The following is a 14,599-nucleotide window of genomic DNA, read 5'->3' on the forward strand; positions in this document are numbered from 1 at the left end:
TACCGTGAAGATCACAGCAGACTAGTTCCAGTGGAAACGCCTTTTAGTGTTAAAAAATGCCGCCCGAACTGAGGTGTTTTCAGTGTGATTTTGCGTAGCGAGGGAAGTGACAGCTTTGGTCGGATCTTATATAGATTTTACACTTAGGGAAAAACTTATTGACTTCTTATTTCGGAATATTCATGATCTGAGCTATATTTAGAACTTGATAAAAGTCGCAGTATAAGGCGGCAAAATCTCGTTTTATTATTTAATGACACGCGGAATTTTCGGTTTTCTTCTATACGTTTTTATTTCCGTGACTGTTTTGGCGAGGTTTTTTGCTGAAAAGGTAAGCAGAGACAACCGAATACCGGACAGCGTGACAGTAAATAGGCTGATCGCCCGTGCTGAAGCTTACATTCCCCACTTTTCGGAAGACAGGAAGTTCATTGACAGCGCATTGATACAGATAGCAATCGCTGAAAAAATAGCCTCCGAACCGTCACTGGAAAATCTTTATTATCGTGTACTGTCAGAGAAAGCCCGGGTCTTGATTAAAAGCGCGGACTTTACTGCTGCGCAGTCTCTCTTTGCTAAGATCACATCCTATGAGCGGCGCAAGGGCATCGGGGAGGAAGCCGCTTCATGGCAAAAGATCGGTGACGATTTTGAACTTGAGGTAAAAAGCGGTTTTCCGCTGCGTCGCAGTTGCTACCAGAACGCCTATAACCTTTACAAACTTACAGGGAACAGGCAAAACATTGCCGACGCCATGGGTAAGATAGCTGATGCTGACCTTGCTGCAGGTAAATATTCCAGAGCTGAACAGGAACAGCTTTGGGTGATCGAAGAATATAAAGCGCTAAAATATGTTAAGATATACTATGGATATTATATGCTTTCTGAAACCTATTACAGGGACAGGAGAGAACAAAAACATCTGAATGCGCTCATCGATTGTGTTAATGCCTTTGAAAATGACCCTGCCGGAAATGCTTCTGATGGGCTATTCTACTATTACAATCTGGCCGTAGCTTACCACAAATATCGAAATTTTGAGTTCGCTATAGCTATGTATAAAAAAGGGATGGCATCATCCCGGGAAATTAAAAATCATGACCGTTATTACTGGGGTTTATTAGGATCCATTGGCTGTTACATTAAACTCGGACAGCATGCAACTGCGCTGAAATTGCTTAAGGAGGTGTCGAAATACCCTAAAACATTGAAAATGGAATGTTTTTTAGTTTCCAGAGAGCTAAGTCTGTATATTTCTATGAAGCGTTGGCAGGCGGCCGGTAATATTGTTCAGAAATTTAGTAATCTGTTTGAGCGCTACAGGACTGCAGCAGCTAAAGACGGCGGCGCTTACGCCACTGAAGAGTTTATAAACAATTATTATCCCTTACCATTATACTATATCAACACTAAAAAATGGGCGGAACTTAAGCGGTCACAGCAGATAATGCGATCTTTTCCCGAGAAAGAGCTTGACAATAATGCACGTATATCACTGCATAATGTTAATCTGAAGGTTGATTCTGCGAGTGGTAACTATCTTAGCGCGTTAAAAGAATATGAGATCATTACAGCACTTCGGGATTCGGCAATGTCGATTGAAAACCGTAACAAGATAACAGAACTTGAGGCAAAATACAACTCTGTCACAAAAGACAATACCATACAGATTTTGAACAGTGAGGCATCAGTTCAAAGCACTAAACTGGAAAAAGCAAATCTCCAGAAGAGGTTCATCATCGTAATCACGGTTATCGCTGCATTATTTGCTGCCGTGTTATTTTTTGCTTATCAGAGTAAACGCCGGGGCAATTTTGCATTGCAGGCCAAGCAAAAAGAAATTAATGATCAGAATGGTATTTTATCGGAATTGCTGACACAGAAGGAAATACTGTTAACGGATAAGAATGATCTGGTCGCATCGCTTGAAAACCTTTTGACGGAAAAGGAATGGCTGCTGAAGGAGGTACACCACCGTGTGAAAAATAATCTCCAGATCGTGATGAGTCTGCTTTACAACCAGTCGGCTTATCTTAAAAATGATGATGCAAAAAAGGCACTGTTCGATATTCAGAACCGTATCCAGGCGATCGCAATTATACATCATAAACTTTACAGCAAAAATTCAGTTGCATCAGTTGCTTTAACGGGGTATATCAGCGAATTAACCAGTTATTTATCCAATATATACATTAAAGATATCCGCACAGTGAGGTTCGTTCTTGATATTGAAGATATCAGTCTGAATATAAGTCAGGCTGTGCCGATTGGTCTCATTCTTAATGAAGCGATCACTAATTCGATCAAGTATGCATTTTGCGATAAAGGCGGATTGATCGCTGTTACGGCTAAAAAGACGGAGAATGACGAACTGGAACTAACTGTTAAAGACGATGGAAAAGGTTTGCCGTTAGCCTTTGAACATGACAGCGACAGATCGCTGGGTATAGGGATGATGAAGGCGCTGACAAAACAGCTTAAGGGTACATTTGTTATCGACAGTGAACAGGGTGTGGCGATAAAAGTCATCTTTAAACTCGAAGATTAGTTTTGCGTTTAACAGGTATCGTCCGGTAATACAATTGTCTGGACAGTTTGTAAACTGACCTGCAGATAATCAGCAGATTTATTTATATATAAAGCTGACCGGTTCCTGAACGCATATATTGCTGGCGCGTTCCCCGATATATTTAATGGTATAGGTACCCGGTGCACTGAACTTATACACTTTAGAAAGGTCTATGTCAGCTGATATTCCCGTTTGCGGCGCAAGGTAGCTATAATTCTCATCAGAGTATGGAATGGTTTTGCCGGGCTTAGCACCCAGGTAAGGTACTTCTTCACCGCGTTCATTTCTGATCTCAAGAAATCTTTCTGGCAGCGATCCAAAAGGTGTCTGCAATTTACAGAAGCGGCGGGCATCGCTGCCTGTATTTGAAACGGTAAGACGGAGCAGGATCGACGGCTGCTGTGCAACGTTCCCGGGAAAAGACAAATATCCTGCTAAACGTCCCTTAGCCAGACAGCTGTCATTCAGAGGGCCGCAGAACGCAACTGGACGCTGCACATTGCCGTCAGTAACAGATGCTGTATCTTTTGAATGACATGAGGCTGCAAAAAAAAGCGCAATCGCGGAAAATTTAAGTATAGCTTTCATGAAAAATAACGATGTTTTTACCTGTGTGAGAAATAACCAGACCGCCACCTGCTGCGCCGAAAGCGCTGCAGGCTGGATAAGACATACGGCGGCCTGGCCCATCTAAACACTATAAACCAATTGTTTCTTTATCAGGGATCAGCCGAATTGGCCGACAACGTAAGATCCTGCCGGGAATGCAAAGGCTATGTTGATACGATTCCACGTATTGATCGTGGTGACGGCCAGCGTAAGGTCGATAAGTTCTGCTTCAGAGAGTTGGCTCAGTGCTTCCCTGTAATGAGCGTCACTCACGTGAGCATAGGTGACCGCTTCTGCCCAGCCCAGTGCGGTCCTTTCCTTTTCATTATAAAAAGGGCTGTCCTTCCAAGCGTTAAGACCGTACAGGCGTTGTTCTGTTTCGCCGCCGTGGCGTGCATCTTTCGTATGCATATCAAGGCAGTAAGCACAACCATTGATTTGTGAAACGCGTGTGTAAACCAATTCCAGTAAGGATTTCTCCAAAGAAGAGTTTTTTAGATAAGCGTGGATGCCGAACAAGGTTTTCAATGCCGGCTGGCCCTGTGTGTAAACATTTAGTCGTTTTTCCATTTTTAGTAATTTAAAGTGACGGTTATTTGTAGTAGTATTATTACATTTTTATCCAATGATTTTTTGAGCTGCCGATTACCAGAAACCTCAACAGCGTAAAGCGTTTCAGGTAACTCATTCTGGATCATCGTTCGGGTTGTCTTTTGAAGCCCGCGTAATCATCTTTAGACCGCTCCGGATCGAAATGCAGGTTTGGCGTCAGCCAGAACAGCAGGATCACCCTCGAGTATTTGTAAATCATCGGTGATAATAAAAATATGGGTAACAAAGTGGCAACGATATAGACCCAAGGATTCAAGCTGCCGCTGAGGACATAGGTGGCAACTGCAACGGTTACCATGATCGCCACATCCATCGCGTAACTGACAAACATGGCAACATAGAAATAGCCGGGCTCGATCTCGAAATGAAAGCCGCAATAAGGGCAATCTTTATTCATTTTCTGACCGTAACCGGCGAATGTGCTTTCCGCGAACATTTTGCCGCGCCGGCATTTCGGGCACCTGGCATGTAAAGCTGCCTTGATTTCAGAACTGATGTATTGGTCGCTTTGTCTGCTATTTTCCATATTTTCTGATGATTGACTTTCGTGATTTTGCTTCTGGACGAAGGTCCGGATGAATGGTAGATCAAATCTTGATAAATGTCAAAAAATGTTAATTGGCTTCAGATAACGGGTAAATGTGCCGTTACCTGAGCATCCTTATCGAATTTGTATCTCCACCCAAGCGGTCACTTTATAATATCGTCCACGAAAGTCCTGCGATCCATCTTTGCCTGATGCTCCGTGGTGATGACCCTTAAAAGGATCAGCAGGCATGTTGCCTGTGCGGCATGCGTTAATAAAAAAATAAATAGATTCATCATAATTCAAGTTTAAGCGCCTGCCCTTCAGGACAAGATCATGATTCCAGGCTCCGGAATTGCGTTATGCAGGCCGGATAGCTGTTAAAGCATCCCCCCGCGGCTCCATCTGATTTATCGATATCAGGATAGCTCTTCAGGCTCCGTATATCTTGTCGTCCAGGCAGATCCTGCGGTCGCTTCAGCAAAGTTCAGCTGCCAGTTGAGAAGGGCTGTTGATTTATATCTAAAAAGATCATTGATATTTATCAATGGTTTGCCACGGGCTGACTTTTAAATGCGACCGTTAATTGTTACTGAGAGAAACGTAGCACGGTCCGGGAGAGCTAAAGTCATCCGTTTTCCAGGATACTCCCGGTGCAGAGTAATCAGGCAGTGTTGACATAAATCAATGATTTTTTATGCTTTTAGTCAAGAGCCTTCAGTCAGGAGCAGTCTCACCTTTGTAGGGCAAACATTGGTAAACATATATCTTGGCAATGAGAAAATTAGTTATTACAGCAGCAATCACACCGCGGGACGGTGATTTGCTGAGACGTTATTTCGGGGACGTTGAAAAAATAGGGTTATTAAGCCCTCAGGAAGAACAGTCACTTTGTACGCGTATTTTGAAAGGGGACAGGGAGGCAGAAGCGAGGCTGGTCACTGCTAATCTAAGATTTGTGATATCCGTAGCCAAACAATACCAAACTAGCAGTATCTCGCTGAGTGATCTGATTAGTGAGGGCAATCTAGGCCTGATACGTGCAGCACGTCGTTTTGATCATACCAGAGGATTCCGGTTTATTTCCTATGCTGTATGGTGGATCAGGCAGGCGGTCTCCGGTGCAGTTCAGGAATATACCAGATTTATTCATCTTCCGCTTAATCAGGTTGCGCTTCTCAATAAATGTATGCAAACCTCATCCTTGCTGGAACAGCGCTATCAGCGCAGCGTGACCAATGAAGAACTGGCATCGGAGGTTGGTGTTGATGTCGATATGCTCTCTGAACTTTTCATACAGGACAAGATCACGCTGTCACTCGACCACCCGATAAGCGCCGACAGTCCTGCAACACTCCACGAAACAGTAAGTACGGAAAAAGCAGGGCCCGACGCAGGTCTCTTGGCCGAATCAGTTCGACAGGATATCAAAGAAGCGATGACAGGTCTTACACAAAGGGAGCGGGACTTGCTAATCCTGTTCTTTGGTCTGGAAACCGGGCATGCCCTGCGGCTGGAAGAGATCGCCCGAATCTTGAATCTATGTGTCGAGCACACAAGGAGACTAAAGGACGGCGCGCTTGAAAAATTGCGGATCTCTGATAAGGCAAACGAGCTGAGGTCCTGCCTTAATTAAATGGTGTAAGTTTTTAAATTGATGCCCGCTGACACGGTAGTGAGAACAGTCTGCCTGCCAACATCCCGCTTGAGGGGCTGCCGGAGGTCTTCCGAAAATTTTGAGCTTGTGTTTCGCCTTTTAGGCGGTTCCGGTGTATTTTCGAGACCACTTATACCTAATCCCTGTTTAAAAGCCGTGTCAGCCGGTTGCTAATACCCCCGGGTTCCGGCTGACACGGCTTTTTAAATTACTATACGGCATTTCGCCGTGAAGAGACTGCTACTTCAGATACAATTTCTTTTTCAAGACGATATCTTCTGCAGACCTGCCGATCATCAGATCGAACTCTCCCGGTTCCGTAACTTCTTTCATGTCGCGGTTCCAGAAGGCCAGATCTTCGGCTTTTATCGTGAATTTGACAATTTGGGTTTTACCCGGCGCAATTTCGATCTTGCTGAATCCTTTGAGCTGTTTTTCAGGTGTACTTACTGAATTGACTTTATTTCCTAAATACAGTTGAACCACTTCTTTGCCCTTCACTTTTCCATTATTTGTCACGGATAATTGAACTTCGATTTCTTTATGTCCAGACAGCGTATCAGAACTGACTTTTAAAGCAGAATAACTGAAAGTCGTATAACTCAGTCCGAATCCGAAAGGAAAAAGCGGGTCAGTGGAAGAATATACATAGTCACGCCCTGGCTTCTCAAAACTGCCGGGCTGCCTGTTATTGCCTTTTGAAGAATTTACGTAATTGTAATAAACCGGTATATGTCCTGTTGACTGAGGGATGGTCATATTGAGTCTCCCTGACGGGTTAACTTTTCCAAACAGGATATTGGCCACCGCATTTCCGCCTTTTTCGCCCGGATACCAGGCTTCAAGTATTGCAGGAATATGCTGCTTTTCCCAGCTGATACTCCATGGTCGGCCGTGAACAAGAACGAGTATGACAGGCTTGCCGGTCTGGTATAACCGCTGCAGCAGTTTGCGCTGAACACCCTGGGGATCAATATCGGTCACATCATAACCTTCACCGCAGCTGAAAGGATCGGTAGGCTCATCCTTTCCTGCTTTTCCGTTCCAGCCAATACCTTCAAAAACCACACTCGTCGTGCCTAAAACAACGACGACGGCGTCACTCCTGCGGGCGGCTTCGGCCGCTTCAGCGAACCTGCTGGTATCCGGGCCTGATAATTCACAGCCCAATGCATAGTTGACCTTTACTTTGTCCCCCACATATTCTCTGATCCCTTTAAGTACGGTTGTTCCGGAACGGTTATCGCGCGTGGAACTGTAATCCCCGTACTGAACTTTATCCGAATTGGGGCCGATTACCGCTATAGAATGTAATGAGTTAATATTTAGAGGCAATATATTTCCCTGATTTTTAAGCAGAACGATCGATTCTTCAGCAATTAGTTGTGACAGCGCTACCGCCTCCGCCGTATGCAGTTTCTTTTTCAGCGAGAGCGTATCGGGCAGTTTTTTTTCAAAGAGTCCGGCTTTAAATTTTATTCTTAATATACGTGCCACAGCACTGTCGATGACGCTTTCCGCTAGCCTGCCGTTTCTAACAAGTTCAGGGAGCGTTTTATAAATATCAGGCCGTGAAGCCTCCAGGTCGACACCCGCCTGTATACCAAGCATTGCGGCATCGGCTTTTGTTTTGGCGACCTTGTGAAAATCATAAAGCTGAGTCAGTCCGCCGTAGTCGGAAAACACGTAACCTCCGAAATTCCACTCTTCACGCAAAACCTGTTTTAAAAGAAATTTGCTGCTGTGTGCGGGTATGCCGTCTATCTCGTTATAAGAAGGCATGATCGAATAAATATTGGCTTTATTTACAGCATCCCTGAACGGGAAGAGGAACATGCTCCTCAATTCTCGCTCTCCGACCTCAGCCGGTGCCACATTTACGCCCGCTATCGGAATACTGTAGGCCGCGAAATGTTTACCTGTGGCCATCAGCTTACCTTCCGGTATGCCTAGCCTGCTTTCAGCGGCCTCTCCCTGTATCCCTGTAACAAACGCGCAGCCCAGCTGACTAACGAGATACGTATCCTCTCCGAGGCACTCTTCAACTCTTCCATACCTCGCATCACGGATCAGGTCGAAAAGGGGGGAAAGTGCCTGGTCTACGCCTGAAGCGGACGCTTCTGAAGCGATTATCCCGGCCATTTTTTTGATTAGAGAAGGGTTCCAGGTGCTGCCCTGACCGATCGCCTGCGGGAATATTGTTGCGCCTGCAGCCAGCTGACCATGCAGGCATTCACCAATCTGAATCGGAGGGATGCCAAGTCTTGTTTTCTCCCGTGCATATCTTTTTGCCGCCGCAGACTGGACCGCGATCTCTCCGGCGGTGATAAACGGGCTTTCCACCACGCCCACGGAAAGCGGGTTTTTGAGTGAGCCTGACAAAGATGTCATGCTCATCTGGGCGATCTTTTCTTCAAGCGTCATGCGTTTGAGCAGGTCACCGACCCGTTCTTCAACACTTTTTTTCGGATCTTTGTATACTTGTGCCCTAAGGGAGAATGAAAGGAAAAGAGATAAAGACAAGATTAATGTTGTCCTCCACGAGCTTTTATTCATTGACAGATTGGTTGATGGTGCTAATTTTGTATGATGCTGCAAAAGATGCTCCAATAACTTTCACTTTTTTTCGCCATATTTTGTCTAAGGCAAAGCGCTGTAAGTCAATTGTTTGTTGTAACATCTTTTTTGTTATGACGCTGAATAGATTGTTTGTGAACGAAATGTCGTTCGCTGATCTCGTCGTTCGACCATATATCGTTCGTTCGATAGTTGAGGATGTCGCCTGAATCGCATGAGATTAAGGGCGACACCACCAGCAGGAAATGTTTTAGCTTACGGAGATCCCGCCGTCAACAGGGATTATGGCTCCTGTAAGCCAGGATGCTGCGCCGGTCAGCGCTGCAGCGATACCAACAATATCTGACACATCGCCCCGGCGTTTCAGTGGTATCTCATCCTGCTCTGCATCCTGTATGTTTTTTATATCTTCAGCGGAAAAACCTGCATTGCTGAGTACCGGCGTATCTGTAGGCCCCGGCGCGAGTGCATTTACCCTGATGCCAAATGGCGCCAGCTCCAGCGCCCAGATCTTCGTAAGCATGTTCAGTCCGCTTTTTGCAGACGATTAAGCCATTAGCTGAGGATAGGGTTTTATCTCGTGGCTGCTCGTTATATTTAGAATCTGACCTTTGTTTTTTTTAAGTGCGTCAAGGCAACCTGCTGTTAACATCGAAGGAGCGGTGAGGTGTACCCTGTACATGTTTTCCAGTGTCTCCCTGTCCAGATTTCCAAATGGTGTAATTGCGACATGCCCGGCATTTTTGAACAGTATGTCCAGCTCATTTCCCCATTCATCTCTGATGAAATCCACCACTTTGGCCTCATCATCTATAACAGAACTGTCATAGACCACTGTCCTGATACATTTCAGATCATTCGCCAGCTGTGCCAGCTTTTTCTCATCACGGCTGGTAACCAGTGCTTCAAATCCCTTTTCATAAAAATTTTCCGCCAGGCCTTTTTCTTTGCCCGACGAACCGCCCGTAATCAGTATTTTCATTTTCAATTCTGTTTTTTATTTCAAAAAAAAGAGAATAAACAGAGCAGTCAACAAGCTGACCCGGATGAAAGGTCATTACCTTCAGGTAAGTAATGCTGATTTTAAACAATTTAGAAGGCCCGTTAAAAATAAATCTAACAATGCGATGACACGTTTGCCTGGCTTAAATCCTCACTGTATCATCCTGGTGCATCCTTTGGAGAATATAGGCGAGTCCGAGATTTTCCAGTGAAAGAAACAGCGGCTCGAGTTTCTGGCCGCGCGCTGTCAGACTGTATTCTAACCGGGGAGGCACCTCGGCATAATTGACGCGGATCAGCAAACCGTCATGTTCCATTTCTCTCAACTGAACAGTGAGCGTTTTTTCTGAAATGTCGTCCAGCCCTTTTTTAAATGGGAAAAACGAACAGGCCCTCCGCGCCTTAGGGCTTTATATATCCTGAGTTTCCATTTGCCGCTAATGATGGATAAGGCAGCTTCCACGCCGCAGTCGTTATTGGGATTTCTTTTACAATCTAATGTTTCGTTTCTGTTATAACTCATTTGTCAATAATTAAGCAGCGGGTGATAAATCAGTAATACATAGATTATACCATTTCGTTATCCGGGAGAGAGGCTTATGGCCATATTGATAAAAAAACTGTTATTCCGACGAATGGGACGATGGTAACGCAATTCATGCATCATGAAATAATTCCTGTCGCCTGCGAAAGCATCGGATGCGCAGCTTTTTGTTCCGACGATATTTCGTGTTCGTGCCGTATGTCGGCTTTATTTCGTCCGAAAGCACAACTGCAGATAGCTGTAGATCCTCTGAAATGCGGTTTTGGCCTGTTGGCATTTGCCTTGTAACTGCTGGAAAACTTCAGAAACTTTTAACCAACACCATCAACTATGAGCGACTTTTTACGCACACTAAATTCTTCCCTTTTCAAAAAGCTGATGATGGCTTTAACCGGTACATTTATGTGTACTTACCTTATTGTTCATGTCAGTGGGAATATGACCCTGTTCGCCGGAGACGAAGGCTACAGTTTCAATACCTACGCACATTTTATGACCCACTTTCCACCCGTCGAGGTGATTGCTTACCTTCTTTACCTGACCATCATCGTGCATGCGATCTATGCGTTGGCGCTGACTATCCAGAACAGAAGGGCAAGACCGGTCAGATATGCGGTTGTATCCCGTTCGCCGGCGTCCTGGTCTTCAAGAAACATGGGTTTTCTTGGCAGTATACTTTTCGTCTTTATCGTGATCCACATGGCTGATTTCTGGTACCGCTATAAATACACTGAAATAGCATTTCGGGAGTACCGCACAGACCTTCTTACCGGTAAACGTCAAGTGTCCGAATATCACCCCGCAACTCATAAGTTCGAATATGCCGTAACGATGGAAGGTAACACGGAGATCGTCAGGACGAAAGATCTTTATATCATCGTGGCGGAAAGTTTCAAGAGCCTGTGGTACGTAATATTTTACCTGGTTTCCGTGACCGTTGTTTCCTTTCATCTTTTACACGGATTTCAGAGCGCCTTTCAGACAATGGGCTGGCGGCACAAGAAGTATACGCCGATCGTCAAATTTACCGGAACATGGCTGTTTGCTGTCATTATCCCGCTTGGATTTGCATCCATGCCCCTGGTCTTTTATCTGAAGCATCTGCTGCAATAGGAAAGTTTCAGGCTTTATTTTTCCATTGTCTTTGGCCTGCTTGCCCGGGCTGGTTCTTCGTATTTCAGCCATCGACGAAGGTTTTAACCAAACTGAATATAAAAACACAATTAACTGCTGTATGAAATTTTACTCGCAACATGAAATGCGGACGGTATCTTCCTTTCGCAGGTCTTTACAGGTGGCGATCTTCGCCACAGCTTCGGCCGCTCTATTATGCAACCAGCATGTATTTGCTTCGGTTACAGCCATTAAGAAAAAGGCGGCCGCAGATCACAACATCCGATTTTCTTCAACACGCCTTGCGATAACGCTTACTGGAAAGGTTACCGATAGTAAGGGCCTGCCTTTACCAGGGGGTTAGCATTAAATTAAAAGGTACTTCGACGGGCACTGTCACCGATGTGAACGGTTTTTTTAAACTTACGGTGGAAAATACCGGAGGCGTGCTGGAATTCACCTATATCGGTTTTGAGCACAAAGAAATCGCCATCGGAAGTGAGAGGACGATCAACGTGCAATTGAGCGAACTTTCAACAAATCTTAACGAGGTGATGGTTGTCGGTTACGGTGTGCAGAAAAAGACATCGCTCACTTCATCGGTAGCGGATGTAAAGGGCACGGAGCTGACGAAAGCGCCGGTGCCTAACATTTCCAATTCACTCGCCGGACGGGCACCGGGTATTGTGGCAAGGCCAAACGGCGGAGTGCCGGGCCAGGACAACGCCAATATTTATGTCCGCGGTAAGTAGCAGGAATAAATGAGGTCTTTTAAAAACTGGAAGGTATGTTGTCAGAATACACCGCAAATGTTCCCGGGGATAAAGAGTAAGCAGAAGAACTCAGCCGGTCCTTCAGGGATCTCCGCGGACTTTATCAAAAAGGAAAAAGAGTATGGTTTGATCAGTATCGGTTGCTTTTTCGTAGCAGGATCATGAGGCCCTCGTTAAACGGTATAAGGGGATATATCGCCATAGACCTGGACCGTATCTATAAACGCCTTTCCCTTTCAGAAAAACTGATGGTCAGTAACCTCAGCAATGATCGTTATCGCTTTCTGGTCTACAATGACCGTGAACCGGAAAGACTCCTAAGATCGATAGCAGATTGCGTAGCTGCATTTTGTAAATCCCTTTATCGTGATAAAGGAAGGACCGATCAGATATATAACGCCAGTAAGGATACGCTTCTATTTTCGCTGCCTTTGATCACTGAAGAGAAGTTGTTTCGACTGTCAGTGAACGACAATATATTACAATATGACATTCTAAGTCAGGGTATTGATCTGATTAATTTTGATCTGCATTATCAGGCACTCAGTTGCATCGTACAGGCAGCAGAATATAAAGTTGTTTGACAGTTATTCCTTAACAGTTTTCCTGATCCTGAAGAATTATAGCAAACCAGGATCAGGATATTCTGTTTAAAACAAAAGCGTCCCTGTCGCTTCCTCGGCAAATTTCCAAAGCTTATTTATAAGCGCTGGATCTTTTGCCGGTTTGCTTATGACAGCCGGTGCCGGATAGCCTTTCAGCTCACGTTCCCCGTCAGGGCCGTAGTATCCGCCCCCTGTTACATTTTTTGCAGTTGCAGCATATAGAGATGGCAACGCACCCTGCCATGCGGGCATCAGTTCCCCGAGTTGTTCCAGCGCCGCATTGTAATCTGCTTTAGTCATGTGGCGGGACAGGTCAGATGCAGTGACTCCCGGATGGGCACCCACAGACAGTACATCAAGCCCGGCTTTTTCAAGTCTCTGCTGCAGGCCTACCATGAACTGAAGGTCGGCAAGTTTGCTGATCGCATACTCCCTGCCGGCATCATAATCTTTTTCCGTGCGTACATTATTCAGATCCACCGATCCGGCAAACTTGTGGGCGCCGCTGCTGACGGTAACCACTCTCGATCCGGAAGCTTTCCTCAGCAGTGGAAACAAACGTGCTGTCAGCGCAAAGTGTGCGAGGAAGTTAATTCCGAATTGCAGTTCAAAACCATCTTCGGTTTTCCCCGCCGGCGGGGTCATTACCCCGGCATTATTGACCAGGATGTCGAGTTTGCTGATTTTTGAGCTGATCATTTCCGCAGCGGTCTTCACCTCTGATAGCGATGAAAGTGAAAAGACAACGCTGTCAAGTTTCCCTTCTCCGTTGGAAGATAAGATACGATCCACTGCGTTTTCAACGCGTTCGATGTTGCGGCCTGCGAGGATAACATGTGCCCCTGCTCTGTAAAGTGCCATGGCTGTCTCAAAGCCGATACCGGAGTTTGCGCCGGTTACAAGTGCGGTTTTGCCTGACTGTTCAGGCATATCATTAGCTGTCCACATAATTATTTGTTTTGATACAAAATTCGGGTATCGTTCGCGGTAAAAAATAACTGCAGGAAACCAAAACCTACACGATCCAATCATTTGGAGTTTCTGAAAGTTTTCGGATTCAATCCTGTCTGTTTTTTTATGAACGAGGAAAAATGATTAGGGTGACTGAACCCCAGCGCCCAGGCGATCTCGCTCACCATCAGCTTAGTGTTCTTTAAAAGCACGGTCGCCTCGCTGAGTATACGGGCGTTGATCAGTTGTGTGGTCGTTTGCCCGGTTATCTCTTTTAAAACCTTGTTCAGATAATTGACATGGACCGCCAGCCGGCCGGCGTAATCGGCGGGGGAGAGCAGGCAGGGCTTGCGGTAACTGACATCCATATTCATTTCTCTTTCCAGCAGGCGCATGAAAGAGACCGCTAGCCGTTCGGATGCGTTGGAACCTGCCTGTGGGCTGACCGTGGCGGGCACCATTTTCTGTGCTTCGAATATCAGTTCTGTAAGCAAACTCCGGATCAGTTCGGAACGGTACAGATAATCACTTCGGAGTTCATCATCCATTCGGATAATAAGGGCTTCGAACTTTCCGAAATTTTCCTGCTGAAGTTCAACAACTGTGTTTTCTGCGAATCTGAATGCGGGCAGGTCCCGTAGAGAGGTACCCGGAAGAAAATCTTCTGTGAAAATGCAAACGTACCCTTCCTGTTTTTCTTCGTTCCTTTCCCAGTCATAAGGCATGAGTGGATTTGTAAACACCAGTGCCGCTTCGCCGATAACGATACGGTGTCCGGGGTAATGTATCGTACTGCTGCCTTTAACCAGGCTGATCTTATAATAAGAGCGCCTGCGGTAATTCAAGGGAGCTTCCAAAGTGAACAGCATGTCCTCGATACGAACGATATTAAAATGTGCAGGTTCATACTGATCTTTACCGGGACCGTTTTTAATATTGTCGTAGAAGGAATGAAGCTTGAGTACTTTGACCATTTTTGCCCCTTTATGCTTAATGCGCCATACATCCGGGTGCGGCAAAAATACTAAAACAGATCATTTTACTTTTTGAATGAGACTCTT

General features: G+C 45.5%; 13 protein-coding genes and 1 pseudogene. 6 read left to right on the top strand and 8 right to left on the bottom strand.

Annotation, left to right across the window (positions count from 1 at the left end; genetic code table 11):
• Window positions 1–253 precede the first annotated feature (253 nt).
• Window positions 254–2,548, top strand: a complete 2,295-nt coding sequence (locus FPZ43_RS18475; protein WP_146383409.1) for a histidine kinase dimerization/phosphoacceptor domain -containing protein — start codon at window positions 254–256, stop codon at window positions 2,546–2,548.
• A 78-nt stretch (window positions 2,549–2,626) separates the two neighbouring features.
• Here the strand turns inward: FPZ43_RS18475 and FPZ43_RS18480 are convergent, their stop codons facing one another.
• From FPZ43_RS18480 to FPZ43_RS18490, 3 genes are all read right to left on the bottom strand, one after another.
• Window positions 2,627–3,259 carry a hypothetical protein gene (locus FPZ43_RS18480; protein WP_146383410.1) on the bottom strand — a complete coding sequence of 211 codons (633 nt, stop codon included), beginning with the start codon at window positions 3,257–3,259 and terminating at the stop codon, window positions 2,627–2,629.
• A gap of 36 nt (window positions 3,260–3,295) precedes the next feature.
• Complete coding sequence (locus FPZ43_RS18485; protein ID WP_146383411.1) at window positions 3,296–3,748, bottom strand: carboxymuconolactone decarboxylase family protein; 453 nt, start codon at window positions 3,746–3,748, stop codon at window positions 3,296–3,298.
• Between the two features lie 124 nt (window positions 3,749–3,872).
• On the bottom strand, window positions 3,873–4,316 hold the full coding sequence (locus FPZ43_RS18490; protein ID WP_146383412.1) for a DUF983 domain-containing protein: 444 nt from the start codon (window positions 4,314–4,316) through the stop codon (window positions 3,873–3,875).
• Window positions 4,317–5,091: 775 nt separating this feature from the next.
• Between FPZ43_RS18490 and FPZ43_RS18495 the strand changes: the two genes are divergently transcribed.
• Complete coding sequence (locus FPZ43_RS18495; RefSeq protein WP_146383413.1) at window positions 5,092–5,952, top strand: sigma-70 family RNA polymerase sigma factor; 861 nt, start codon at window positions 5,092–5,094, stop codon at window positions 5,950–5,952.
• A gap of 261 nt (window positions 5,953–6,213) precedes the next feature.
• On the opposite strand, the gene FPZ43_RS18500 is transcribed toward FPZ43_RS18495, so the two are convergent.
• From FPZ43_RS18500 to FPZ43_RS19760, 3 genes and pseudogenes are all read right to left on the bottom strand, one after another.
• Entirely contained in the window at window positions 6,214–8,529 is a 2,316-nt protein-coding gene (locus FPZ43_RS18500) for a glycoside hydrolase family 3 N-terminal domain-containing protein (protein WP_146383414.1), read from the bottom strand.
• A 271-nt stretch (window positions 8,530–8,800) separates the two neighbouring features.
• A pseudogene (locus FPZ43_RS19640) lies at window positions 8,801–9,532 on the bottom strand (SDR family NAD(P)-dependent oxidoreductase).
• A gap of 163 nt (window positions 9,533–9,695) precedes the next feature.
• The gene (locus tag FPZ43_RS19760; protein ID WP_261381145.1) at window positions 9,696–9,869 is read right to left on the bottom strand and encodes a winged helix-turn-helix transcriptional regulator; all 174 of its coding nucleotides are present in this window, start codon (window positions 9,867–9,869) and stop codon (window positions 9,696–9,698) included.
• Window positions 9,870–10,426: 557 nt separating this feature from the next.
• Here FPZ43_RS19760 and FPZ43_RS18520 point away from each other — a divergent pair.
• The 4 genes from FPZ43_RS18520 (at window position 10,427) to FPZ43_RS18535 (ending at window position 12,566) form a co-directional block, all read left to right on the top strand.
• A complete protein-coding gene (locus FPZ43_RS18520) occupies window positions 10,427–11,209 on the top strand; it encodes a succinate dehydrogenase cytochrome b subunit (protein WP_146383417.1) in 783 nt (260 codons plus the stop codon).
• A 121-nt stretch (window positions 11,210–11,330) separates the two neighbouring features.
• Window positions 11,331–11,573 (top strand): hypothetical protein, encoded by a 243-nt coding sequence (locus tag FPZ43_RS18525; protein WP_146383418.1) that lies wholly within the window; start codon window positions 11,331–11,333, stop codon window positions 11,571–11,573.
• A 40-nt stretch (window positions 11,574–11,613) separates the two neighbouring features.
• Window positions 11,614–11,961 carry a hypothetical protein gene (locus FPZ43_RS18530; protein WP_261381146.1) on the top strand — a complete coding sequence of 116 codons (348 nt, stop codon included), beginning with the start codon at window positions 11,614–11,616 and terminating at the stop codon, window positions 11,959–11,961.
• A 182-nt stretch (window positions 11,962–12,143) separates the two neighbouring features.
• Complete coding sequence (locus FPZ43_RS18535; RefSeq protein WP_146383420.1) at window positions 12,144–12,566, top strand: hypothetical protein; 423 nt, start codon at window positions 12,144–12,146, stop codon at window positions 12,564–12,566.
• 66 nt (window positions 12,567–12,632) lie between these two features.
• Here the strand turns inward: FPZ43_RS18535 and FPZ43_RS18540 are convergent, their stop codons facing one another.
• Together FPZ43_RS18540 and FPZ43_RS18545 are read right to left on the bottom strand one after the other, a co-directional pair.
• Window positions 12,633–13,619: an oxidoreductase gene (locus FPZ43_RS18540; RefSeq protein WP_222431008.1), complete on the bottom strand. Its 987-nt coding sequence runs from the start codon at window positions 13,617–13,619 to the stop codon at window positions 12,633–12,635.
• Window positions 13,616–14,512, bottom strand: a complete 897-nt coding sequence (locus tag FPZ43_RS18545; RefSeq protein ID WP_146383421.1) for a helix-turn-helix domain-containing protein — start codon at window positions 14,510–14,512, stop codon at window positions 13,616–13,618. Before FPZ43_RS18545 ends, FPZ43_RS18540 begins: the two co-directional genes overlap by 4 nt.
• Window positions 14,513–14,599: the final 87 nt, after the last annotated feature.

This window comes from Mucilaginibacter pallidiroseus (genome assembly GCF_007846085.1).
Lineage (GTDB): Bacteria > Bacteroidota > Bacteroidia > Sphingobacteriales > Sphingobacteriaceae > Mucilaginibacter > Mucilaginibacter pallidiroseus.

Excerpts from the sequence above, each read along its gene's own strand:
- FPZ43_RS19760 (WP_261381145.1), bottom strand. The coding sequence starts at position 9,869 with ATGGAACATGACGGTTTGCTGATCCGCGTCAATTATGCCGAGGTGCCT.
- FPZ43_RS18500 (WP_146383414.1), bottom strand. The coding sequence starts at position 8,529 with ATGAATAAAAGCTCGTGGAGGACAACATTAATCTTGTCTTTATCTCTT.
- FPZ43_RS18495 (WP_146383413.1), top strand. The coding sequence starts at position 5,092 with ATGAGAAAATTAGTTATTACAGCAGCAATCACACCGCGGGACGGTGAT.
- FPZ43_RS18490 (WP_146383412.1), bottom strand. The coding sequence starts at position 4,316 with ATGGAAAATAGCAGACAAAGCGACCAATACATCAGTTCTGAAATCAAG.
- FPZ43_RS18480 (WP_146383410.1), bottom strand. The coding sequence starts at position 3,259 with ATGGGCCAGGCCGCCGTATGTCTTATCCAGCCTGCAGCGCTTTCGGCG.
- FPZ43_RS18545 (WP_146383421.1), bottom strand. The coding sequence starts at position 14,512 with ATGGTCAAAGTACTCAAGCTTCATTCCTTCTACGACAATATTAAAAAC.
- FPZ43_RS18535 (WP_146383420.1), top strand. The coding sequence starts at position 12,144 with ATGAGGCCCTCGTTAAACGGTATAAGGGGATATATCGCCATAGACCTG.
- FPZ43_RS18525 (WP_146383418.1), top strand. The coding sequence starts at position 11,331 with ATGAAATTTTACTCGCAACATGAAATGCGGACGGTATCTTCCTTTCGC.
- FPZ43_RS18540 (WP_222431008.1), bottom strand. The coding sequence starts at position 13,619 with ATGATTGGATCGTGTAGGTTTTGGTTTCCTGCAGTTATTTTTTACCGC.
- FPZ43_RS18485 (WP_146383411.1), bottom strand. The coding sequence starts at position 3,748 with ATGGAAAAACGACTAAATGTTTACACACAGGGCCAGCCGGCATTGAAA.
- FPZ43_RS18520 (WP_146383417.1), top strand. The coding sequence starts at position 10,427 with ATGAGCGACTTTTTACGCACACTAAATTCTTCCCTTTTCAAAAAGCTG.
- FPZ43_RS18475 (WP_146383409.1), top strand. The coding sequence starts at position 254 with ATGACACGCGGAATTTTCGGTTTTCTTCTATACGTTTTTATTTCCGTG.